Raw genomic sequence first — 23,236 nt, 5'->3', positions numbered from 1 at the left:
AACGATGTAAATGTTATGTTAATAACTTATTTCTCACAATTCTTTGCATACAAAAATACAGTAGCTATACACATGATGTGCATAGCTACTGTATAACTTCCATTCAAATCCGCATATTCCACTATATATTGCGATAAAAATAATATTTGTTGTTGTTTATACACAGCATGTTGATGAATTGTGTATAAACACTTCAACAAATTAGAACGTGCTCTGCTCTCCACAGATTTCTACGATCACCTGTGCATAGATTTGCGCTGCCAACAACAAATCATCCACAATAATAAATTCATCATTACTATGCATACGTGTATCGATACCTGGCATTGTTGGACCGAAAGCTACTCCACCTTCAATATCATGCACATAGGTACCACCACCGATGGCAATACATTCACCTTGCAGCCCTGTATATTGCTCATAAACATGAAGTAAAGTTTTCACGAATGGTGAATCTGCAGGTGTATGATGTGGTGGTTCGAAATTATCTCGTTCTAGCACAAGCTTGTAAGGAGCAAACTTTTGCTCTAACACGTCAAATGTATTTTCCTCTGTTGCGCACAAAGGTACACGACTATCGAAATATCCTTCAAAAGATTGTTCATCATATGAAATGATCGAGAAGTTCATCGTAAGTGCACCAGATTCCGCATCACTCATAGCAAGTCCAGCGGCTTCTGCTACATGATCACCATGTGGGAAGATAGCGTTTACCCCTTTCAGCACATGATGCCCTTCACTTTCACTAAGTGGCAATGCCGCAATTAAAGTCAGTAATGCAGTAATCGCATTGTTAGCACTTTCTGGTGTAGAGGCATGACCACCTTCGCCAACGGCATGAATGGCAATTACCCCTTCGCTTTGCTCGGTACATTCAAATTGAACGCGTGTTGCTGTAGTCACTTCCTGTGCATAACGTTGCAATTCATCAACAGACAATCCTTCTATAACAGCATCTGCTTCTGGAGGAACTACGTTGACTTTGTAGCCACCATTCACCGAACGAACTCGCGGCAAAGTTAGCGATGGTTGGAATTGTGCTCGGAATGCAGTACGGATAGCACCCTTTTCAATATTAATAACAGGGAACTCTGCATCTGGCGTAAATACATAGGGCGGAGCTTGCTCTTTCGTAAAGTAATATTCTATGTCTTCGCAGCCAGACTCTTCATCTGTTCCAACGATTAATTTCGTATTATATGCTAACGGAATAGCTAAATCTTTAATAGCTGCTAGAGCATACATTGCCGCAATGACAGGTCCTTTATCATCTGAAGTACCGCGTCCATACATTTTACCATCCTTAACAATACCTTCATAAGGATCAAAACTCCAATTAGAGCCTTCACCTACAACATCGACATGTCCAAGAATACCAAGCTTTGTTTCCTGCTCATTAATACTAATTGTTCCCGCATAGTTATCAACATTGTTAATCAATAACCCTAACTCTTGTGCTATTAATAGCGTCTCATCTAAAGCTTTTGCAGGCCCCTCACCAAATGGCATATTGGGCTTCGCTTCACCCTTTACACTACGAATTTGCACAAGTCTTCGTATATTTTCTACAAACGCTTCTTTGTGATCTTGAAAATACTGTTCAATCATTTGTTTTTCTTTCATCAGGCGTACCTCATCTTCTATTTATTCTTGTCTATCGTACCATATTGCAGCAAACGGATGAAATCTATATGGTAAATGATGTATAATAACACTATGTTCTCTAATTCTAGAAGGGAGTGTACGAGCAATTATGGAGCAATGGCAAACGATACTAATCGTTAAAGGAGCCGCTGGTAAGATCAATCTTCTCGCACGTAAGGAGGAGAATGGTAGCTGGCAATACTGTCGATCCAACGATAATGTTGAGCAAAATTCCAACAATATTATTGTATACAGCTTCAAAGATGCTTTATCACTTCTAGGTCAGTCATGGACATACTTAACTCCTGAATTTATACATCCAGAATTTAAAAGTCAATTTTGGACGAGCATTTCCGTTGAAAAGGGGATGTTCAATCGTTCGAATTGGCGTAAAGCTTGCATGTAAGGTAGTTCAAAAAGCGGGCTTTGATAACGATGCGTTGCTTTGAAGGTTACTCGACATCGAATATGTCCCCCATCGAAAATCTGTGTGTGCTCACGTACACAAAACGTACGCTGTGCTACTCGTTTTTCACTGTGGACCATCTTCTCGGTTCTGAATTTCCGCTTTTTGAACCTCCATCTAAAGTAGTTCAAAAAGCGGACTTTGATAACGATGCGTTTCTTCGTAGGTTACTCGACATTGAATATGTCCCCCATCGAAAATCTGTGTGCTCACGTACAAAAAGCGTACGCTGTGCTACTCGTTTTTCACTGTGGACCATCTTCTCGGTTCTGAATTCCCGCTTTTTGAACCTCCATCTAAAGTAGTTCAAAAAACGGGATTTGATAACAATGGAAAGCCCACTTTATGAACCCTATTTTAAGTGTTAGTTATAACATAAGGTGCTATCTTGATCATAGGATCAGGACAGCACCTTATTTGTTTCTTTATTTTGGGCTTCAGTTGACAAGATTACTCATAACATTAAGAACAAAATACAACTACATTAGACGTATCTTTTTCTTTGACCCATATTTCTCCGTCTCTAATTTCATACTTTATATTTGATCCATCTAAACATTGCATCTGATTATCAGTTTTTTCTGTCCAGTAAATGTATTCATCTTCTGTACTACAACCGGATAAAAGCATAATTGAAACAAATGTAATGAATAAAAGCTTCTTCATAATATAACTACACCCTTTAAATCTTAAATCTTATAGAAAATTACAAGTGAACATACACTTTAGTATGACGCATTGCGATTCAGATTATGCAATCTGATCAAACCTTCAAGAAGCACAACTGACAAGCCAGATCATCCGATTATGCTGTTTGCGTTCATCCATAGAGCAAAACTCATCGTCATGCCATAGCTGGCACAGCACCCTCTTACATACTTCGATCGCCTTCTTATCATCATTCAGTAGAATCATAGCCATGCGATATACGGTATGCTCATATTTTCTTAAGAACTTAGACTTCGTAGACATGATTTTCTCCTCACTACTACCCATCATTCTTATTTCTCTACATATTTTCTTGTTTAATCGCTTCAACGATGCTGCCCTTTTTCACTTTCGATCCGGAATATAGCATCGATAGGCTTACGATAATAAATACTGCGATAATGGCTATAGCAATACTTACCCACGGAAGCTGGAAGCTATAGTCTATTGCGTTGCTCATACTTCTATAAATTAGATACATGACAAGTAAACTTAGCGGTAAGCCGTATAACAATGACTTCAATCCATAGAAAATGCTCTCATAATTAATCATTCGGTAGAAGCCCTTCTTGGTCATCCCCATCGAGCGAAGCATTGCAAATTCACGCTTACGCAATTGAATACCCGTCGATATGGTATTCAATATATTAGCTATCGAGATTAATGTTATTAATGCGATGAATCCATAAGTGAATACACCGATTAATACAACCATCTGTTGATCTCTCTGTCTACTTTCATACACGTTGCTAATATAATAACCATCCATATTGTCTAGTTCTGAGATCTGCTTCTCTGTTTCTTTTGGATCAGAGCTAGATAAGTAAACTTCATGACGTATATAAGTTCCTTCTTGATCTCCAACTAATTGTTGCATAACCCCTTGAGATACTAGTAAAGTTAGTGAATTGGGTCCGCCGTTACTTTTCAAAATACCCATTGGGTATTCGGAAGTGACTTCTGCAATATGAAGTGACGGAAGTGCAACTTCTTCTGAGTGATATTCAGATTCCCCGTTCTCTAACTTCTCTTCAATTTCAACTTGGGTATTAAGATCTAGCGTAGTTCCTTTACCATTCAAGATCGGTACATCACTTATCTTTTTCTGTTCTAACTGCGAATAGTAGTTATTCACATTCATCAATATCGCATTGCGTTTCGATTCATCGAAAAGTGCATCGACATCCATTCTATTGTCTTGTGCATACTTAGTTAACGCTTCATCTGACATTGCATATAGATCAATGTGGAAACGGTACTTACCATTTGTTAGCATTGTAGGATCTTGTTCAACCATCTTAACTACAGCCGGTGGAAGCTGATCTAGCGGTATATCTGTTTGAACATACGTTGAATGTAAATAATTATATGCTGTAACATCTTCTAATTGAATAACGGTATCAATTACTTCAGTAGAATCACTATTATGACTTCCAACTACAATATCGTAATTAATTCCATCATTACTAATATCCATTGATTGTGTCATTGTATTCGTGAAGAAAGAAACGGTTAGAAATAAGATGATACTAATGACTAGTGAAAAGACGGTAATCTGGTATCTACGCTTATTACGTTTTAAGTTTTTAAGAGCAATTTCTGCTTCAATACCAAACATTTTACGTACAAGTTTTGATGTCTTAACCTTTTTCTTCGAAAGCTTAACGTCCTGTGTCTGACGAATTGCATCAATAGCCGATACTTTCGATGCACGCTTCGCAGGCCACCACGTCGATAAGAATATCGTTAGCAATGAAATAGCTACCGAAACAATAATTGTAAGAGGTGTGACCCTTACTAATAGTGTTTCAGATACGCCGAATAGATCTTTGACCATCGAATTAATAGACCAGAATGTAATCGTAAGACCTAATAAGCCCCCAAGCAATCCAATTGGAATACTAATAACACTAATAACAAATCCTTCGAAAAATACTGAATTCCGCTTTTGTCTACGTGTAGCTCCAACACTCGCTAACATGCCAAGATAGCGCGAGCGATCTGCAACCGATATTCCGAAAGCATTATAGATTAGCGATACTGAGCCGACGATAACAATCGCCATAATAATAACAGTTAACGAATACATCGCTGCAATAAATCCATTGTTTGAACTTACAAAATCATATCTTAACAACTCATAATTGACGTTATACTTCAAACCCAATTCACTTGCCAATGCCTCTGTGTTTGTATAAACACTATTTTCAACTTTTTTAGTAATAACACTTACATTAGCTGTCTCATCTGCCGCTAACAGGCTTTGATCAATATAAGTAATGAACGTATAACCTGGCTGCCATGAATTTTCCCATACGGGCTTCTCTATAATGCCAACTACTGTATACTTATTGGTCTCATTGACTTCGAGATATTCATCTAACGTATTACTGTCTGTCATATAAGCAGCGGTGTCATCCCCAAAGTTCGAACGCTCTTCCATTTTAGGCCAAGTACCTTCTTTAAGGTATCTTGTACCGATCGAAAGCTCGATTTCATCACCAGGAGCTATTTCGGCACCTGTTACATCTGTCAAATAATGCTGTGGCACTACGATTTCTTTCTCATTTTGTGGAAGTCTACCTTCCACCACTGATATCGGAAATTTACTTAATCCATTATTATCGTAAGCTCTCACCGTAATGTATGGCTTATTGTACATTCCCTTTAATCCCATATCCTCAAGCGAAACGAAACCTTTCGTTTGAGAAAGCATTAATGTTTTCGTTGCTTCATCATTAGCGATAACATCTATCTGCTCGGAATTGGCATTATGATACAGAGTATGCCATTCACCTGATTCAGCCATCACTTGACGTTTCAATAAGTCTTGAAAGGAAATACCTAATGTCATTACTGCTGTAATCATTGCTACAGAAATAATAACGCCAATAATCGTAACTAGTGTACGACGTTTATTTTGCTTCATATGTCTTAACGTTAGCTTATTGACGATATTCACGGACGAATCACCTCGTCCTTAGCAAGCAAGCCATCTTCAATTGTAATGATACGATCTGCTTGCAATGCAATACGCTCATCATGTGTAATAACAATTAATGTTTGCTTATATAGCTTATTGAATAAAATAAGCATATCCATAATTTCTTTACTGTTCTTACTATCCAAGTTACCGGTTGGCTCATCAGCAAGAATGATGGACGGATGGTTAATGAGTGATCTACCGATCGATACACGCTGCTGTTGTCCACCAGATAATTGATTCGGCAAATGATCAAGACGCTCTTCAAGATTCAGTGTTTTCACAATATCTTGTAGTTCCTTCTTATTCACTTTGTGACCATCTAGCAAAAGCGGTAATGTTATATTTTCCTCAACAGTTAACACGGGAATCAAGTTGTAAAATTGATAGATCAAGCCGATCTGACGACGCCTGAATACTGCAAGTTGTGTTTCATTAAGTGCATACATATCCGTATTGTCAACGAATACCTTCCCCTTAGATGGGTTATCTACACCACCAAGCATATGCAGTAATGTTGATTTACCCGAACCTGAGGGTCCAATGATCGCAACAAACTCACCTTTATTAACTGAGAAGCTTACATCATTTAGTGCGTGTACAGCTTGCTCGCCCTTGCCGTATACTTTCGCTAAATGCTCTACTCTTAAAATTTCCATTTATAATACCCTCCGTAATATGGTTGTTAACTGTAGTATAGATAAGCCATATGACGGGATGGTGACTCTAAAGTGACAATATCGTCACTTTAAGAGGTAGTTCAAAACATCCACTTGTGATCACGATGTAACGAGCTGTAGCATATTCGACGTCGAATATGCCCTCCATCAAAAGCCTGCGTGTGCTCGTGTACCAATTACGTACACTGTGCTACTCGTTTTTGCTAGAGTGCATCTTCTTGGTGCTGACAAGCGAATGTTTTGAACCTTCATTGTAAGTTAGTTCAATACATCTATTTGTAATCAAGACGATTAGCTACGATGTTGACTTCTCTACTTTATACCATTTTAAAGTGAAAACTGTACCGATTCGAGATCCATTCTGAACTTCTATAATCCCATTCTGAGCTTGAAGAATGCTGTAGGATAAAGCTAATCCAATGCCAATACTCGATTCTCCTGAATGCTTACCTTTATAGAATCGTTTGAATAGATGCGGAAGATCCTCTTTCGCTACACCGACGCCGCTATCGGCTATACTAACCTCTGTATACAAGTAAGTATCCAATATAGATATATCAATACGACCATTAGCTGGCGTATGCTCCACAGCATTTTTCAGTATATTGATGAGCGCTTCTGTTGTCCATTTGCGATCTACATGAAAAACAGCCTCGAGATCACCATGTAACTCTACTTGAAGTTCCTTCAATTCAAGTGGAATAGCAATAGGTTCCATTGCATGCTTGATCAATGAACTTACCTTCACCTGCTCCCTGCTGAAATCAATCGTACCAGCATCTAGCTTAGATAACTTCAATAGCGATGTAATAAGCCAGTCCATTCGTTCTAGCTGTAATTGTAAACTACGTAGAAACTCTTCATGCTTATCTCTAGGCAAAGTAGGTTGGTCTAATAGATCAAGCATAACTTGCATCGAGGTAAGTGGTGTTTTCAACTGATGTGATATATCTGCAATGGCATCAGCCATTCTTATCTTATCCCTCTTTAGAAATTCACTATTATGAGAGAGTCGCTCCGTCACTTTAAATATTTCATTTCGTAAAATACTTAGTTCACCTTCACGATTATTTCGAACATCAAGTCCATAATTACCACTACTAATTTCACGTAAGAAAGAAGATAACTTCTCAATTTCCCCGTATCTCCATCTTGTATAGATAACAAAGATTATGCCAAGAATGATCGCAGTTGATGCAACCATAATGAATGCTTCCCATGAAATGATGTAGGCAATAGCTAACAGAATTAGGGTCGCTACAATAGACCCCATAATAAATATCGAAAATTCCTTGTTCCTTAACATTGTATTCTCCTAAACTAATTATTTACGATGTCTTTACGTAAATAATTATTGACTTCGTAAGCATATCCTAAAACTTTTGATTTACGATTGTTTTTCGAAAATCAAAAGTTACTTCGTAAGCATGATCTAAAACAATTAATCTATAGCGAATTTATCGGAGACTAAATGTTACTTCGTAAGCAAGATCTATACCATTTAATCTACAATGCACTTATACCCGAGCCCACGAATAGTAACGATTAACTTTGGATCGGCTGCATCATCTTCTAATTTCTCTCGCAATCGCTTAATATATACGGTTAACGTATTATCGTTTACGAAGTCTCCCGCTACATCCCATATCTGCTCCAGTAACTGTGATCGTGATAAGATTTGATTCGGATGATTAGCGAAAATAAGCAATAAACGATATTCAAGTGCCGTAAGTACAAGTTCTTGCTCATTCTTATAAACTTTCGCTTCAGCTGTATTAATCGTAATATTTTGTAGTGTAGTCATATTTCGAGCTGGGGCTTGCACTTGATATCTTCGCATAACAGATTTCATACGAGACAATAATTCACGTACTCGGAATGGCTTCGTAATATAGTCATCCGCCCCCATATCTAATCCCATCACAATATTCACTTCTTCATCGATAGCAGATAGGAAAATAACAGGTGCATCATGTAAACTCTTCACTAATTTGCAAAGGTCGTAGCCTGAGCCATCGGGTAGATTAAGATCGAAAATATATAACTCTAATTGCTGATACTGCTCCTCTATCATTTGCTTAGCGGAAGTAGCATCATGGCAGATTACGACTTCATATTGCTCCTGCTCTAACGAATATTGCAAACCTGCTGCTATCGTCCGATCATCTTCTACAATCATTAACTTCATCTAAACTCTTTGCTCCTTTGTAAGTTGCCTAATGGCGATAGCAAGAAATGCGCCACTTATTCCACATAGTACAGCCCACGGTTGCCAACTAGTTAACCCGCTAGTTTGATCAAGCATAATATTCTCTAATCCTTGGATCATCCAATATTGTGGTATAAAATTAGCGATAAATTGCATGAATTGAGGCATGATCTCGACTGGCCAATATACTCCACCGAGCATACATGTGCTCACGATAATAATTGAATTAACAGCATCCGCTTGTTTCTTGGAACGTACCACAGTTGCCATCATCATACTATACGCAACGATAGTTAATATCATTATAGACACGAATGGTATTAATAATATTAGATTACCCCAACTTGTGCCAAAGACGATTGACATAAATATCATAATAATTGCGAATTGCAACCATCCTATAAGCCAGAATGATGTAATGTAACCTCCGACAATACTTCCACCAGTAGCTGGAGTTGTCGTCAAACGTTGCCAAGTGTAGTCTCTCCGTTCATTATGAATGATCGCTGCTGAACCTGATAATGCAAACATCATAAACATAATCGAGAAACCAATAGCAAGCGTCGCATTCATCGATAATGACTCTTCAGTTAACGTTAGGCTAGCCGCCTCTTTCCCACCACTACTCTGCTCTGCAACATATTGTCCATATGTGACTTCATTCACCTGTACTATGTGCTGGTTATTCATCGTCCTAATAGCTTCTATTAATGCTGTTTCATCAATTTCTTGCAATATTCCATTTAGATTGTACAAGTTATTCGACGTACTACTAACAATATTAGCTAAAGCAATATATTGCTCTACCTTCTTATTAACAATAACATCAAAAAGGGCATTCCCCTCACTTAATCGCACAGTCAAATCGTCTGGAACAATGACCGCAGCGATTACTTGCTGCTCTGCAACAAGTTCTCTAGCTTCTTCAAACTGGGTTACTACCCAATCATATTGCGGATTAAGCGATAATAACTTCGCTGTTTCCTGCCCTAATTCATTCTGCGCAACGACAATAGCTACTTTCGGCGGGGCTGTACTACCTTCACCAAAATTCAAATTTCCATAAATGAGACTGAATGCAATTGGCATAATAAATAAAAGAACAATATTCGCTGGAGACTTTAACATATAACGCATACGAAAAATAACAATATATATCCACTTATTCATGTTATGCGATGCCCCCTTTACGAGCTAGACGCATCCATGCCAGCGCAAGTAATAGCAATCCTACTCCAGTGGCGATGATAGCTTCATTTGCTATCGTTGCTACGCCCTCACCTGTCATAATATCCATAAACATTTGGAGCGCAAGTGCATTAGGAAGCACTTTAGAAATGGCCACCATCCAATCAGGGAACATGTAGATTGGTACAAAACTTCCACCAAGTGCAGACATAATTTGTGTCCCTATCATACCAATCGAACCGAATGACTCTTCAGTTTTCATAAATGAACCTACGAGAACTCCTAGACCAGTTGTACTTAAAGTAAAGCTGAACATCGTTAACAATATAGCAGCGATAGAGTCACCCCAATCGACTCCATAGAGCAATGACGTACCACCTACAATTAAACTAAGTTGAACTAAGCTAATGATTAATAGACCTATAAATTTACCAATAACATACTGCCCTGCTACTAATCTCGTTGTCAATTGACGGGCATATACGGTATCATTTTTCTCCTCAATCATCGTTCCTACAAGTGTAACAACGGTCATCGTAAGAAACATAACACCCATTGCTACTGCGTAATATTGGAATGATCCTATCGTTTTCTCCGTACCAGAAACGGTAACCTCATGTATCGGCTCCGCTAACGTCATCATCTCGGAGTTGGCATCATACCTCTCCATATTAATCGCTTCACCACTTTGTGCTAATTCTGTGTAATGATTCGTCAATGTAGTAACGGTTGCAGTAACTCCAGCGTTCACTTGTTGGTATTGAATTAATGCACTCTCTATAATAGACGTTTGAATACTGCTATCCCCTGCAGAAATCAACTCTACCTCTGGTAAATTATTATTTATTAGCTGATCGCCAAATCCTTTCGGAATAAGGAGTGTAACGCTAATTCGTTCACTATCCATCGCTTCGTTAATTTCTGCACGTGATAGTTGTTCAATTGTCATAAAGTTACTCAATTGATTTTGTAATACATCTTCTACGAATCGATTACTCTGTTCAGAGCCATCCTCATTCACTACCCCGATATGAAACATGGCTACTGTTTCATCTTCATCACTTGCAAACATATTACTGAAAGCGGAACCTAATATGGCAATTAATATTAAGGGCATAAGTAATAATGTAAGAAGCGCCTTTTTATTGCGTATGAGCAGAAGTAAATCCTTCTGCACAATCCACATACTTAGCATATTGAATCCTCCTAAAACTTTTCATTAACTCCTTATTACAACTTCTTGCGAATGAAAAGTAGCTACGAAAGCAAAGACTTAACTTTTTAGATATGAAAAGTTACTTCGAAAGCTTAATCGCGCAAACTGCGCCTTGTTAGATGTAGAAATACATTTTCTAGATTAGGTTGAACTAGATCAATAGCGGTTACTGACAAGCCTTGCTCTGCAAGAAACGGTAAAACTGTAACGATAATACGTTGCGCATCCGCACTCATCGCGGTTAACTTGTGCTCTTGAACGGCGAAGTTCTCCTCTGGACAAATATGTTCCAACGATTGAATGAACCGATCCATTTGTTGAATCGGTTCTTGTAACGTAATCGTAAGTGACGTTTTATTACCTACTACTTGCTGTAATTGCTCAATTGTACCTTCAGCAATTAATTCACCCTGATCCATAATACCTATGCGATGACATAGAAACTCTACTTCTTCCATGTAATGACTTGTATAAATAATGGTCATGCCTTGCTCATTCAAAGCTTTGACCGTTTCTAAAATATGATTGCGAGATTGAGGATCTATCCCAACAGTAGGTTCATCCATAATAAGTAGGTTTGGATTATGTAATATTGCTGCACCAATGTTAACTCTGCGTTTCATACCACCAGAGAACGTACCTACTTTATCATTGGCACGATCAGTTAATCCAATAATAGATAGTACTTCCTGTACACGCTGTTTCAAAAATTCACCTTTCAATCCATACATTCTACCCCAGAACATCAAGTTTTCCTTAGCCGTCATCGGCATATATAATGCAATTTCTTGTGGTACTACACCCAGCAGCTGTTGTGCCTTCTTTGGTGAATCGATCATATTAATACCATCAACCGTAATACTGCCTTTACTTGGCTTTAACAACCCGCTAATCATACTTATCGTCGTAGATTTCCCTGCCCCATTGGGACCTAATAATCCGTATGATTCTCCTTTTTCGATATGTAATGACATGCCTTTCACAACTTCTTGTTGGCCATAGCTCTTATGGAGTTGGTCAATATATAACATCCCAGTCACCTCTTCCAAATAATACCTAATTTTATCATTAACTATGTTAATATTCTATGTACAAAAACCAACTTCTTTATTAAATTATGATTGACCCTCACGTTACGGTATACTTTATAGTGAACTTATCGAAGGAGCTGAAGATCATGAACGTTAAAGAAGTATCTCAATTGGTTGGTATTAGTATACGTACTTTACATCATTATGACGAGATCGGATTGTTGAAGCCTGATCAACTTACAGCTGCCGGTTATCGTCAGTACTCACCTCATAATTTACAAACATTACAGCATATATTGTTTTTCAAAGAGCTAGGATTCAGCTTAAAGCATATTAAAGAAATGATCCAAAGCGCTACCTTCGATACCTTGGATGCTTTGGAGCTACAACGAAAAAGTCTAATTGTAAAACGTAGTCAATATGACAAAATGATTGCGACCATTGAGCACACGATGGCTCATTTGAAAGGAGAACGAGATATGTCAGCGAAAGAACAATTTGCAGGATTACAATGGGATCACAACCCTTATGAGCAAGAAGCTAGAGAAAAATGGGGTAATGAATCTGTGGATCAAAGTAAAAAGAAACTGGATTCATTCAGTCCTGAGCAAAAACAAGACATTAGCGAGCAATGGGAACAACTATATCAAAAGCTTGCGAGTAGAATCGGAACAGCTGTGGATAGCCCAGAGACTCAGCAACTTACAGCGGAATGGTTCCATATGCTTAATAATTTCGGAAAGTATTCCTATGATGCTTTTATCGGATTAGGTCAAATGTATGTAATGGATGAACGTTTTACTAATAACATTGACCGCTACGGAGCAGGATTAGCACAATATATGTGTGAGGCGATGGAGTATTGGGGTAATAAGATGATACAAGGTAGTTCAAAAAGCGGACTTTGATAACGATGATTGGCTTTGTCGTATATTCGACATCGAAGCTACCATTCATCAGTTGCTCCAGTGCTCACGTACCAATAACGTACGTTGTGCGCTTCACTTCCTTAGCTTCATGGCATCTTCTCGGTTCTGAAAGCCCACTTTTTGAACTTTCATTTTAACTTGGTAGTTCAAAAAGCGAACTTTGATAACGATGATTGGCTTTGTCGTATATTCGACATCGAAGCTACCATTCATCAGTTGCTCCAGTGCTCACGTACCAATAACGTACGTTGTGCGCTTCACTTCCTTAGCTTCATGGCATCTTCTCGGTTCTGAAAGCCCACTTTTTGAACTTTCATTTTAACTTGGTAGTTCAAAGAGCGAACTTTGATAACACTGACTATGCTAACCTAGCTTATTCAGTATCGAACTTGAAGCGAGCTTGCACTTTTAATGTTATTCCGAAATGCTTAGTTATAGAATGAGATCGCTGTTGACAGGGTAGCAACAATAAATAAGCCTCAAGCGATATGTACAACGCGAGAGGCTTATTACTTGATTCTTTCATTATTATTCGACTGTGGATAAGTCTGCTTTTTGAACTTCCCTTCCAATAGAGGTTCAAAACGTAGGCGGTCAGAACCAAGAAAATGGAGCGCTACTTGCGGAAGGAGGAAACGCAAATGTACGTTATTGGTACATGCGTACCGGACTTCCCAAGTTCGCTTCATATTCGATGTCGAATAAGCTACGTTACATCACTTCGTTATCAACGTCTGCGTTTTGAACTACCCCTTTAGCGGTCCCAGACAAACCCGACTTCTTTAAGGAAGGCCTTTGCCAACAGTAAATGTCCGGCTGGGGTTGGATGTACTCGATCCCATGCAAGTGTTGCTGGATATAAATGCTGAAGAACTCCTTCAAAAGCTGCTTGCGTATCTACTACAGGAAGCGATAGTTCAACACCTAATCGTTTAACAACAGCTCCATATTGATCCATTGTTGCACGCATCGCATCATTTAAATTCGGTTCTATATAAAAAGGGGTCATAAGAATGATATTCGGCACCGTTTGCTTTGTTTCAATAATAAGTGAACGTAATGTTTCTTCGTATTCATCAATATAGACATGATAATCTGTAATAAATGGTGTATCATATTGTCTCCATACATCATTAATACCGATCATGATCGATAACCAGTCTGGTTTTTGCAATATAACATCTTCTTGCCATCGTGCTTTCAAATCCCTAACAGTATTACCACTAGTTCCTTTATTCACAACTCTTATCCCGAGTTCTGGATAAGTTGACTGAAGTAATCCATCCACAAGTGATACATATCCGCGACCTATCGCATGGAATAAACCTTCACCTTCAGGCTTTGAACGATCACAATCTGTAATGGAATCACCAATAAATAATAGTTTCTGACCTTTTTCTAATATCATAGCTTTATTCCTCCATATAGATGATGGTATATCTATGATCTTACTATGGATTAGCGATATATTCCTAGAGTTATTCACAAAATAATTAAACGCTTTCAGTATCCACAGCGTTATAACTACTTTTTTCAGTTGTACACATGTGGATAATGTTTTTTTGGCTTATTAAGAGGTGAATATGTGAGTAAGCTGTGGGTTACGGGGATAACAAAAGCCTGCTTTGTGCATATGTGATATTCATCCACATACATACAGCAGGCTTTTTATCATACCACGATTGTTTCTTGCTTTCCAGCGAAAATTTCGATGATTTTTAACGCAATAAAAATTTGTCTTTACGACCGTGTAAGATGTAATAGATCGGTATACAAATAACAATAAGCACAGCCATCGACAAGAAGATTGTACGATATCCACTTGATGGCACGATGAAACCTAAAATATATGGTCCCAAGCCAAGACCTAGATCATACAAAATAAAATAGGTTGAAGTTGCTAACCCTACGCGATGACTAGGTGTAACTTTTACTGCAACGGCTTGAGCAACCGAGTTAAAATTACCATATCCAACCCCAATGAGTACTGCAGAAACAAGAAGTACCCACCCTACTGTTGCTTGACTGAATAAGATCATTCCGAGTGCAAATAATACAAGACATGGATATACAATAATATTAGCTCCACGAGCATCAAAAATTTTACCCGTGATTGGTCTAGAGAAGATAACAATAAGTGCATATACTAAGAAAAAGTAACCCGATGCTTCTACCAAATTAATATCTTCCGCATAGAATGAAAGAAATGACATCACGCCTGAATAAGAGAAACCAACTAATAAAGCAACAAAAGAAATCGGAACTGCACGCATCTCAAGAAATTTAGATACAAAAGATGTGGATCCATGACTTGTTCCTTTTGTTAATTTAATAACGGGTACCTCAAGTTTCGAAATTATAATGATGACTATTGAAATAACTGAAACGATAACGTTAAGGGCAAACATCCAAGTAAATCCGCTATCTAACTTCAGTAACCAAATCCCGATCAATGGGCCAATTGCTGTAGCAAGAATTGCACTTAAACTATAGTAACCAATCCCTTCACCTTTACGGGATCGAGGAACAATTTGAGCAATTACTGTACCTGATGCCGTTCCTACTATACCAACTGCAATACCTTGTAGTAGGCGTGTGATCATTAAGAAACCAATACCTATATGAATAAAGTATAGACATGATGTGCCAAGGAACGAAATAATTCCTATCCACAAAATTTTCTTTGATCCTAATGAGACAATTAATCGGCCAGAAAATAATCGACCAATCAATGAGCCAATAATAAATATACTAGATACAAGGCCTGCTGTACTTGTTGAAGCGTTGTATTCTATTTTTGCATAGGACGCGATTGTTACCATTAACAAATAAAACATTAAGACAACCAAAAAATTGATTAACGATACAATCATGAACTGTTTCGTCCATAATTTCTCTTTCTCCACTTCTTAACCCCTTCTCGTCATGTTTTTATACATATTTTCAAATACTTCTTCTAAAACTAGTTGTTGCTGTTCATCTATTCCTTCAAAAACTTCTTCAAGATACGGATAAATTGTACGTTGAATATTATCGTATTGCTCTTGCCCCAGCGGAGTAACCACCATTAATTTTTGACGCTTATCTAATCCTGTTTGAATTTCGATTAGTTGACGCTTAACAAGATTGTGAGCGACTGGAGTAATCGTTGGATTTTCCATTTGCCATTTTGTAGCTACATCCGAATAGGTGGACTCCCCATTCTCTACAAGATAGCGTAATAGTGCCCATTGAAGTGGAGTAAAATTATATGGAATTAACAACTCAGTCAAACCATTAATGTACAAACGAGAAACTAAACGAAGATTAGACATTAAACTTTGTTTCAAATGAATACACCTCCAATAATTGCTAGTCTCTAACTTACTACGTTCATTGTGTGAATCATCTTCAATTATATTATAGTTAGTTAGCCTAACTAACTATAATACTTTTATCTCATTATGTAAATGTTAATAATACAAAACAAAGGGATTTTATAATGAAATCCCTTTGTTTTGCTTAACTATTACTACTGTCGATTACTTAACTTGTATCCATACTTCTCCTAGCCATGTGTTTACTTTTGACCAGTTCCCTGTTTGTGTAATCACTTTGATAGTTTGTGGAGATAAGTAACCTTTCACATTTGAATTTTCATAAGGAATTGCATGCATCTTAGTAGATTTCGTAATGTTCACCGTCTTTACTGGAGTTACAATTTCTGCATCAGCTACATAGATGTATTTTTCACCTAACCATGTCTCAACAAGATACCATTTATCCCAATGAGCAGTAGATTTAATCGTTGTTGGTGAAATTGTTGAATAAGCAGAGTCACTCTTATTCATTGAATGATAGATTTTTGTTTTCTCTGTTAACGTGATTTCTACTTCTTCTTCTATTAATTTGCTTTGAACTTCATCTCTCCATAATATATAAGCATTTTCGGCTAACCATATTGGAACTTCTTTGTTACGCTTCCACTCTTCGGCAAACTGATTCAATTTTACAGGTCTTTCGCCACTACTTGTTGCTAGTTCAGGCGTATAAGCAGGACGTTTGAATGTTTGAATAAACCAATCTGAATATCCGCCTCCGGAGGGATTCGTTGTCGGCGTCATTAATTTATATCCTGTTATTTGTGCTAATTGTCTAGCTAATTTTGTATCTCTAGCAATGACGCTCTCGTCATTATGAAAATTCCAGTAGATCACTTGTCCAGAAGAATGATAGGACATCGTCATTTGAGGATTGATTTCGTATGTAAAAGTCATAATTGCTTGATTTTCTTTTGTTTGTAATGGTGAGCTTCCCTTATAGTTTGCATAATACTTTTTACCGGGATTAGACTTGATGTTTGCCCAATCTGCCGGATACTGTCTATTAAGATCAATGCCCTTTGCATTAGCTTTCCATCTGGAAAAGTCCGTTTTCCCATCATTCATCGCAAGTATCGCTTTTCTATCTGCTTCTGGGAATGCCGATACACCTTGTTGAACAAGTGTAACTCCATCTGCATTCACCATAGATACAAACCATAGCGTGACGTGATCAAGTAATGTGTTTACTTTATCTTCTGTCTCAGAACGAGTAAGTAAATCTTGAATCTGATTCATCACTATAGCAGTTGTGAAATGCTCTCTAGCATGATGAGAAGCATTAACAAATGCTGTTGGTGTGCCTTTTCCAACCGATATCGCATAAATCTCTCTACCATACTCAGTCTTCCCTATCGTTTTCAGTTCAACAAGATCAGGGTAACTCTTCTCTAGCGCGATAAGATCTCTTTTCACCATCTCATATGTATATTCTTTTTTTTGTTTCACAACATCCGCTGCATCAGCATAGTGAAACGGCGCCAGCATTGCTAGAATGATTAGACTTGCTACTAATGGTTTAATCCTCATTACTTTCCTCCCAAGATGATATACAATTTGCAATCTATCATAATTATCAATATAGTAAATCATGATCAAAGGAAACAAATTGATATTTTTACAACAATATATATAATTTACCTAATAAATCATTTTACATCAACTAGATTAATAGATCTTTTCTACTAGTTTTTACAACTGTCGACATTAAAACTATTAATTCGAAAGTTAAATCGACAAATAATAATGAGGTTATAAAGTAAAGAAAGATACATAGAAGGTTATTCCTAGTCACAAAGTCCATATAACACAATTATGAACAAAACTAGTTATAGCAAATTTATTAATTAAATTAAAAATGAGCTTGGAAATGTATCTCCAAACTCATAATATTTCAAATCTTTTTTTATAAAACGCTTGATGTTCCCTAGGGATTTCAACTCAAAACTCTTGTAATATATTAGACAAACGATGAACTCATAGACGAAATTATAACATATTTCAACATTCTCAAAATATCTTCTTGAATTTACAGAACCAAAAACAATAGCCCCACTACTTATGCATTGCGCATTTCGTAGTAGGGCCATTGTTTTATTTGAATATGGGTCTCTATATATATTAATTAATGAGGTCCAACAACGCTAAAGCGAGCTTTCACATGGTTAGCATTGTCGATTTCATCAACGATTGCAATAGCATAATCACTATAGCTAATGTAGCTTTCTTGTTGATCATTCAGAATTAGCTGATCACCACCAACTTTATAACTACCGCTACGTTTACCTTCAGGATCGAAGAAACCACCAGGGCTTAAAAATGTCCAGTTAATGCTTGAGGCTTTCAGATCTTCTAAGTTGCGTCCTTGATTGCTTGCTGTTGCATAGAACATTTCAGGGAAATCAGCTGTATCCATTACTTTTAGTGTTAATTCAGGATCAACATACAAGCTTCCAGCACCACCTACAACAATTAGACGAGTTGATACGCCTTGGAATAATTCAATTAGATGTTGGCCAAGTTCTACATGTAACTGCTCTGAACCAAATGGCGCACCAAATGCATTAACTACCGCATCAAAACCTTTAATATCTTCAGTCGTAAGTGCTTGAATATCCTTTTCGATAACGTTTACTTTACTATTGTTTACTTTTGATGCATCACGCACGATTGCAGTAACTTCATGCCCACGACTTAAAGCTTCCTCCACGATGTTAGACCCTGCTTTACCACTTGCTCCAATAACTGCGATTTTCATTATAATTCCTCCTAAGACTTTTAGGTGCTTCCTATAACAACTTCTTGTTCATAAAAGTTGCTACGTAAGCATTACCTTTTTTTATTAACTACTTGAGTTACTTCTTGAAAATAAAAAATACGTCGAAAGCATAGCCTGATTTACGGATGATTAGTAACTGTAATTGTTACATTTAATGCGAGAAAAAAAGATCGTCCAGCTTTCACTAGATTCGATCTGTTATCATTCCCAATGTCACTTTCGATAATTCATCCTCAAGCTTTTTTCCCAAATCTGCATAGACTTCACCCAAGCTACTCTCGATCTTACGTCCAACACGACAATCTATATTGGTATCCTTATGAATAGCAAATAATTCATGATCAGGTGTTACCGCAGCATAGATTTCGTAGAGCGTAATATCATTTACAGCTTTTGTTAGAGACATTCCCTTCGTTCCTCGACCGGAACGCAACAGACCTGCCTTCTTAAGGGAGGATGTAATTCTCCTAATGACAACTGGATTCGTATTGACACTACCAGCAATCCATTCGGATGTCAGTAATTCCTTTTGCTCCGTAAGAGCAATGAGAGTCATCACATGGATTGCGACAGACATACGATGATTTACCATTTGTCTCACCTCAATGTAATTATTATAGTTACATTTAAACGGAATTGCAATAGCTACTTCTTCCTCATTATTTGGAAGTGATTATTAAAGCGTTACCCTTTACTATAACTTCTAATTAGTTTAGCACATAAATCAGGCAATATTAATAGCTATTTCATTGAATAAGTAGCTATTGATATAGACTTCCGTTACTTAATTTTTGTAAACCTTCCATATCGATAATGACGATGCCATTATAATTTTTTTGAATTAATTTTTGATCAACGAACTTTTTAATAACTCGATTCAAATGTCGATAACTTGTTCCTAATAATTCAGCAATTTCAGTTAGTTTCGTCGTTTCTAATTCACCGCGTTTGAACTTTAAATGTTCTGTATTTTGTGCAATAGAAATCAAATAACTTGCAAAACGATTTTCTACTGAAGTAAGTACATTCACACTTGCCGATAACGAAATACTATTTAATTTATGAGAAACGTGATCTAGTAAATATCTTAGAAATTGGGCATGCTTCAATTCATACTCTTGAAGTGCTCGGTATGGGATGGCGATAACCGTCGAAGTATTAATTGCTTCAACAAATACCTTTGCTTGTTCTCCATTAATAAGTTCTATATCACCAATCAATGAGATCGGTTGGCAAAAACGTAATAACAATGTGCGTCCATTAGGCAAAGCTGTCGATATTTTTAATTTACCTTCAACTTGAATATATAAATGTTGCACCTGATCTCCATTTTCAACTAGCAACTCACCGGGCTGAAGTTGTCTCAAGCTCATCTGTGCAAAAGTTGTTTCATGAAATAGCTCCACTATATCATTGTTAGTTAGCCATTGTTTAATTTGTAATTGTTCTTCATCATGAGTCATACGTATTACCTCCAAAAACTTTCATTGCTTTATAATCGTTACGATTTACTCAACTTCAAAATATAAAATTAATTGCCACAGTAAATTAGGACATATGTCCTTTTGTGAGTTGAGGTTATTGCCTATAATATACAAGGAACATGAGAAGAACCTTAATTATAACAGCATTATGAAAAGGAATGAGTATTACATGAACATCAAGGTTATCGCACTAACGATTGCAGCTTTTGTAGTTGGATTAGTTGAACTAATAATTGGAGGTATTCTTCCTCAGATCTCAGAAGATCTAAATGTTAGTATTTCCTCCGCTGGCTTACTTATTACAGTTTTTTCACTTGTATTTGCTATTGCAGGTCCATTATTATTATCAGCAACATCTAAAATCGAGCGTAAAAAGTTATTATTAATCTCGTTAACTATATTCTTTGTTGGGACAATGATTGCCTTTCTCGCGCCAAATTACTTCATATTACTTATTGCTCGCATTGTTAATGCCGCATCTGGCTCACTCGTCATCGTACTAGCGTTGACATTATCAATTAAAGTTGTATCCGAGAACTATCGAGCTAGAGCTATTGGTTTTGTATCAATGGGAATTAGTTCATCCATCGTTATAGGTATTCCCGTTGGTGTTTTAATAAGTGATTTTTGGAGTTGGCGTATTATCTTTCTAATCGCTTCCATTTTAACGGTTATAGCCTTCTTTATTATTGTTTTATTTATTGAGAAAGTACCTGGCGGTAAAGTTATTACGATTCGCGAACAATTCCTAGCCATTAAACAGATCAAAATTGCATCCGGACATCTGATGATGATGTTTGCGATTGGCGGTCACTACTTGTTCTATGCATACTTAACTCCTTACGTTCAGCAATACTACGGATTGAATGCAAGTCAGGTTAGTATGATCTACTTCGTGTTCGGTTTCTCTGCAATTGCTGGTGGATTTTTAGGCGGCATATTATCTGATAAAATCAATCCACGACGGGCTGTAGTAACGATTGTTGCGACATTTCTAGTGACATTATTGCTGATATCATTGACGCGTGACAACTTCTATCTTTTTATCCCATTACTTATTATATGGGGAATTATGTCTTGGGCAGTATCACCACCACAACAAGCTTATCTAATTCAAACGAGCCCAAAAACAGGAGATATTCAGCAAAGTATTCATAACTCCGCATTACAATTCGGAATTGCTGGTGGTTCTGCATTAGGTGGTTTTCTTATTGATTTCACAGATGATGTAACGACGAACAGTTGGGCTGCTTGTTTTGTGATGGCAATCGCACTTGGACTAGCTATTTTCTCAACAACAAGACCCGTACCGCAAGATAACAATGCATAGACGGTATTATCATAATTCATTACAATATAATTTATAACAACTTGTAAAGGAACATTGAACAAATTATGATTAATGAAACAACACTAAATCCACCTTCCGAGAAACAGTTGTTTTGGCAAGGTGTTAAAGATTGCGTACCTACTTTACTTGGATATATCGGAATTGGTGGAGCTTTCGGTATTGTCGGTTCTGCATCAAATCTTTCGATACTCGAAATTATGTTACTTTCCATATTCGTATATGCTGGATCGGCGCAATTTATTATTTGCGCGTTATTAGTCGCACATACGCCGCTATCTGTAGTTATTTTTACTACATTCATTGTAAATTTGCGACATTTTCTTATGGGACTAACAGTTGCTCCGGCTTTCAAGTCGTATTCTATATGGCGCAATATAGGAATCGGTACTTTATTAACCGATGAAACATTTGGTGTTGCTTCAACAAAGCTGATGGGGCAACAACGTATGCAAGCCAGCTGGATGGACGGACTTAATATTACTGCTTATTTATGTTGGATCATTTCCAGCGTTGTTGGAGCATGCTTAGGACAATGGATTAGTAATCCTGAAATATTGGGGCTAGATTTCGCATTAATTGCAATGTTTGTAGCATTGCTTATATTACAACTACAGCAAGTTGCATCTTCCAAGTTGAAACCTATGTTATTCGTTGTTGGGTACACTATTATTTTTATGTTTATACTGATGCTATTTCTTCCCTCACATCTAGCGGTTATTATCGCTACAATTTTAGCGGCAACGATCGGAGTGTTGACTGAACGATGAGTACAACATTTTTATGGATTGTTATTGGATGTGCCATTGTCACTTGGATACCGCGCATCGTACCATTTATTTTGGTGAAAAAAGTTGAACTTCCCGAAGTGATAATGAAATGGTTAAGTTACATTCCGATATGTATATTAACGGCATTAATTGTGGAGCATGTATGGATAGTTGATGGAACTGGCATTTCTGCTATTTCCATTGACCTACCCTTCATTTACGCCTTACTCCCTACTGTTATTGTAGCTATATGGAGCAGGAGCTTATCTCTAACTGTACTAATTGGAGTTATAGCAATGGCATTAGTACGCTATTTCTCTTGAATACCTCACAGTAATGTGCGGATGACCAATAAGTACCATAGTTACAACTTATATTTCCTCATACAAAAGGGTCAATCAGCAGATGCTGATTGACCCTTTGTTATATCTTAATTAATGTT

General features: G+C 37.2%; 22 protein-coding genes. 5 read left to right on the top strand and 17 right to left on the bottom strand.

Annotated features, from left to right (window positions below; all coding sequences use genetic code 11):
* Positions 1 to 201 precede the first annotated feature (201 nt).
* Positions 202 to 1,623: a dipeptidase PepV gene (gene pepV, locus NAG76_09380; protein URN96406.1), complete on the bottom strand. Its 1,422-nt coding sequence runs from the start codon at positions 1,621 to 1,623 to the stop codon at positions 202 to 204.
* A gap of 130 nt (positions 1,624 to 1,753) precedes the next feature.
* Between pepV and NAG76_09375 the strand changes: the two genes are divergently transcribed.
* Positions 1,754 to 2,050 (top strand): hypothetical protein, encoded by a 297-nt coding sequence (locus NAG76_09375; GenBank protein ID URN96405.1) that lies wholly within the window; start codon positions 1,754 to 1,756, stop codon positions 2,048 to 2,050.
* Between the two features lie 522 nt (positions 2,051 to 2,572).
* Here the strand turns inward: NAG76_09375 and NAG76_09370 are convergent.
* From NAG76_09370 to NAG76_09330, 9 genes are all read right to left on the bottom strand, one after another.
* Positions 2,573 to 2,776 (bottom strand): hypothetical protein, encoded by a 204-nt coding sequence (locus NAG76_09370; GenBank protein URN96404.1) that lies wholly within the window; start codon positions 2,774 to 2,776, stop codon positions 2,573 to 2,575.
* Between the two features lie 105 nt (positions 2,777 to 2,881).
* Positions 2,882 to 3,082 (bottom strand): hypothetical protein, encoded by a 201-nt coding sequence (locus NAG76_09365; protein URN96403.1) that lies wholly within the window; start codon positions 3,080 to 3,082, stop codon positions 2,882 to 2,884.
* Positions 3,083 to 3,119: 37 nt separating this feature from the next.
* Positions 3,120 to 5,780 (bottom strand): ABC transporter permease, encoded by a 2,661-nt coding sequence (locus NAG76_09360; protein ID URN96402.1) that lies wholly within the window; start codon positions 5,778 to 5,780, stop codon positions 3,120 to 3,122.
* Positions 5,777 to 6,460: an ABC transporter ATP-binding protein gene (locus tag NAG76_09355; GenBank protein ID URN96401.1), complete on the bottom strand. Its 684-nt coding sequence runs from the start codon at positions 6,458 to 6,460 to the stop codon at positions 5,777 to 5,779. Before NAG76_09355 ends, NAG76_09360 begins: the two co-directional genes overlap by 4 nt.
* 316 nt (positions 6,461 to 6,776) lie before the next feature.
* A complete protein-coding gene (locus tag NAG76_09350) occupies positions 6,777 to 7,787 on the bottom strand; it encodes a HAMP domain-containing histidine kinase (protein ID URN96400.1) in 1,011 nt (336 codons plus the stop codon).
* Between the two features lie 195 nt (positions 7,788 to 7,982).
* Positions 7,983 to 8,669, bottom strand: coding sequence for a response regulator transcription factor (locus tag NAG76_09345; protein URN96399.1), 687 nt, complete (start codon positions 8,667 to 8,669; stop codon positions 7,983 to 7,985).
* Entirely contained in the window at positions 8,670 to 9,860 is a 1,191-nt protein-coding gene (locus NAG76_09340; protein ID URN96398.1) for an ABC transporter permease, read from the bottom strand.
* A gap of 1 nt (position 9,861) precedes the next feature.
* A complete protein-coding gene (locus tag NAG76_09335; GenBank protein ID URN96397.1) occupies positions 9,862 to 11,073 on the bottom strand; it encodes an ABC transporter permease in 1,212 nt (403 codons plus the stop codon).
* 113 nt (positions 11,074 to 11,186) lie between these two features.
* Positions 11,187 to 12,125 carry an ABC transporter ATP-binding protein gene (locus NAG76_09330; GenBank protein URN96396.1) on the bottom strand — a complete coding sequence of 313 codons (939 nt, stop codon included), beginning with the start codon at positions 12,123 to 12,125 and terminating at the stop codon, positions 11,187 to 11,189.
* Positions 12,126 to 12,271: 146 nt separating this feature from the next.
* Here NAG76_09330 and NAG76_09325 point away from each other — a divergent pair, with 146 nt between their 5' ends.
* Positions 12,272 to 13,033, top strand: coding sequence for a MerR family transcriptional regulator (locus NAG76_09325; protein ID URN96395.1), 762 nt, complete (start codon positions 12,272 to 12,274; stop codon positions 13,031 to 13,033).
* Positions 13,034 to 13,808: 775 nt separating this feature from the next.
* Here the strand turns inward: NAG76_09325 and NAG76_09320 are convergent.
* From NAG76_09320 to NAG76_09290, 7 genes are all read right to left on the bottom strand, one after another.
* A complete protein-coding gene (locus NAG76_09320) occupies positions 13,809 to 14,462 on the bottom strand; it encodes an SGNH/GDSL hydrolase family protein (protein ID URN96394.1) in 654 nt (217 codons plus the stop codon).
* A 310-nt stretch (positions 14,463 to 14,772) separates the two neighbouring features.
* Entirely contained in the window at positions 14,773 to 15,960 is a 1,188-nt protein-coding gene (locus NAG76_09315) for an MFS transporter (GenBank protein ID URN96393.1), read from the bottom strand.
* Positions 15,961 to 15,963: 3 nt separating this feature from the next.
* Positions 15,964 to 16,383 (bottom strand): MarR family transcriptional regulator, encoded by a 420-nt coding sequence (locus tag NAG76_09310; GenBank protein ID URN96392.1) that lies wholly within the window; start codon positions 16,381 to 16,383, stop codon positions 15,964 to 15,966.
* Positions 16,384 to 16,575: 192 nt separating this feature from the next.
* Complete coding sequence (locus tag NAG76_09305; GenBank protein ID URN96391.1) at positions 16,576 to 17,943, bottom strand: gamma-D-glutamyl-meso-diaminopimelate peptidase; 1,368 nt, start codon at positions 17,941 to 17,943, stop codon at positions 16,576 to 16,578.
* 595 nt (positions 17,944 to 18,538) lie between these two features.
* Entirely contained in the window at positions 18,539 to 19,171 is a 633-nt protein-coding gene (locus NAG76_09300) for an NAD(P)-dependent oxidoreductase (GenBank protein URN96390.1), read from the bottom strand.
* 205 nt (positions 19,172 to 19,376) lie between these two features.
* A complete protein-coding gene (locus NAG76_09295) occupies positions 19,377 to 19,784 on the bottom strand; it encodes an Rrf2 family transcriptional regulator (protein ID URN96389.1) in 408 nt (135 codons plus the stop codon).
* 169 nt (positions 19,785 to 19,953) lie between these two features.
* A complete protein-coding gene (locus NAG76_09290; protein ID URN96388.1) occupies positions 19,954 to 20,655 on the bottom strand; it encodes a cyclic nucleotide-binding domain-containing protein in 702 nt (233 codons plus the stop codon).
* A gap of 190 nt (positions 20,656 to 20,845) precedes the next feature.
* On the opposite strand from NAG76_09290, the gene NAG76_09285 reads away from it, so the two are divergent.
* The 3 genes from NAG76_09285 (at position 20,846) to NAG76_09275 (ending at position 23,117) form a co-directional block, all read left to right on the top strand.
* Positions 20,846 to 22,006 carry an MFS transporter gene (locus tag NAG76_09285; GenBank protein ID URN96387.1) on the top strand — a complete coding sequence of 387 codons (1,161 nt, stop codon included), beginning with the start codon at positions 20,846 to 20,848 and terminating at the stop codon, positions 22,004 to 22,006.
* A gap of 65 nt (positions 22,007 to 22,071) precedes the next feature.
* Complete coding sequence (locus NAG76_09280) at positions 22,072 to 22,794, top strand: AzlC family ABC transporter permease (GenBank protein ID URN96386.1); 723 nt, start codon at positions 22,072 to 22,074, stop codon at positions 22,792 to 22,794.
* Positions 22,791 to 23,117 (top strand): AzlD domain-containing protein, encoded by a 327-nt coding sequence (locus tag NAG76_09275; GenBank protein URN96385.1) that lies wholly within the window; start codon positions 22,791 to 22,793, stop codon positions 23,115 to 23,117. The genes NAG76_09280 and NAG76_09275 overlap by 4 nt, the downstream gene beginning before the upstream one ends.
* Positions 23,118 to 23,236: the final 119 nt, after the last annotated feature.

Origin of the sequence: Candidatus Pristimantibacillus lignocellulolyticus (assembly GCA_023639215.1) — a bacterium.
GTDB classification, from domain to species: Bacteria; Bacillota; Bacilli; order Paenibacillales; family Paenibacillaceae; genus Pristimantibacillus; species Pristimantibacillus lignocellulolyticus.
Note: the sequence above shows the minus strand (reverse complement) of the source record. Positions and strands in the feature narration are given on the sequence as shown.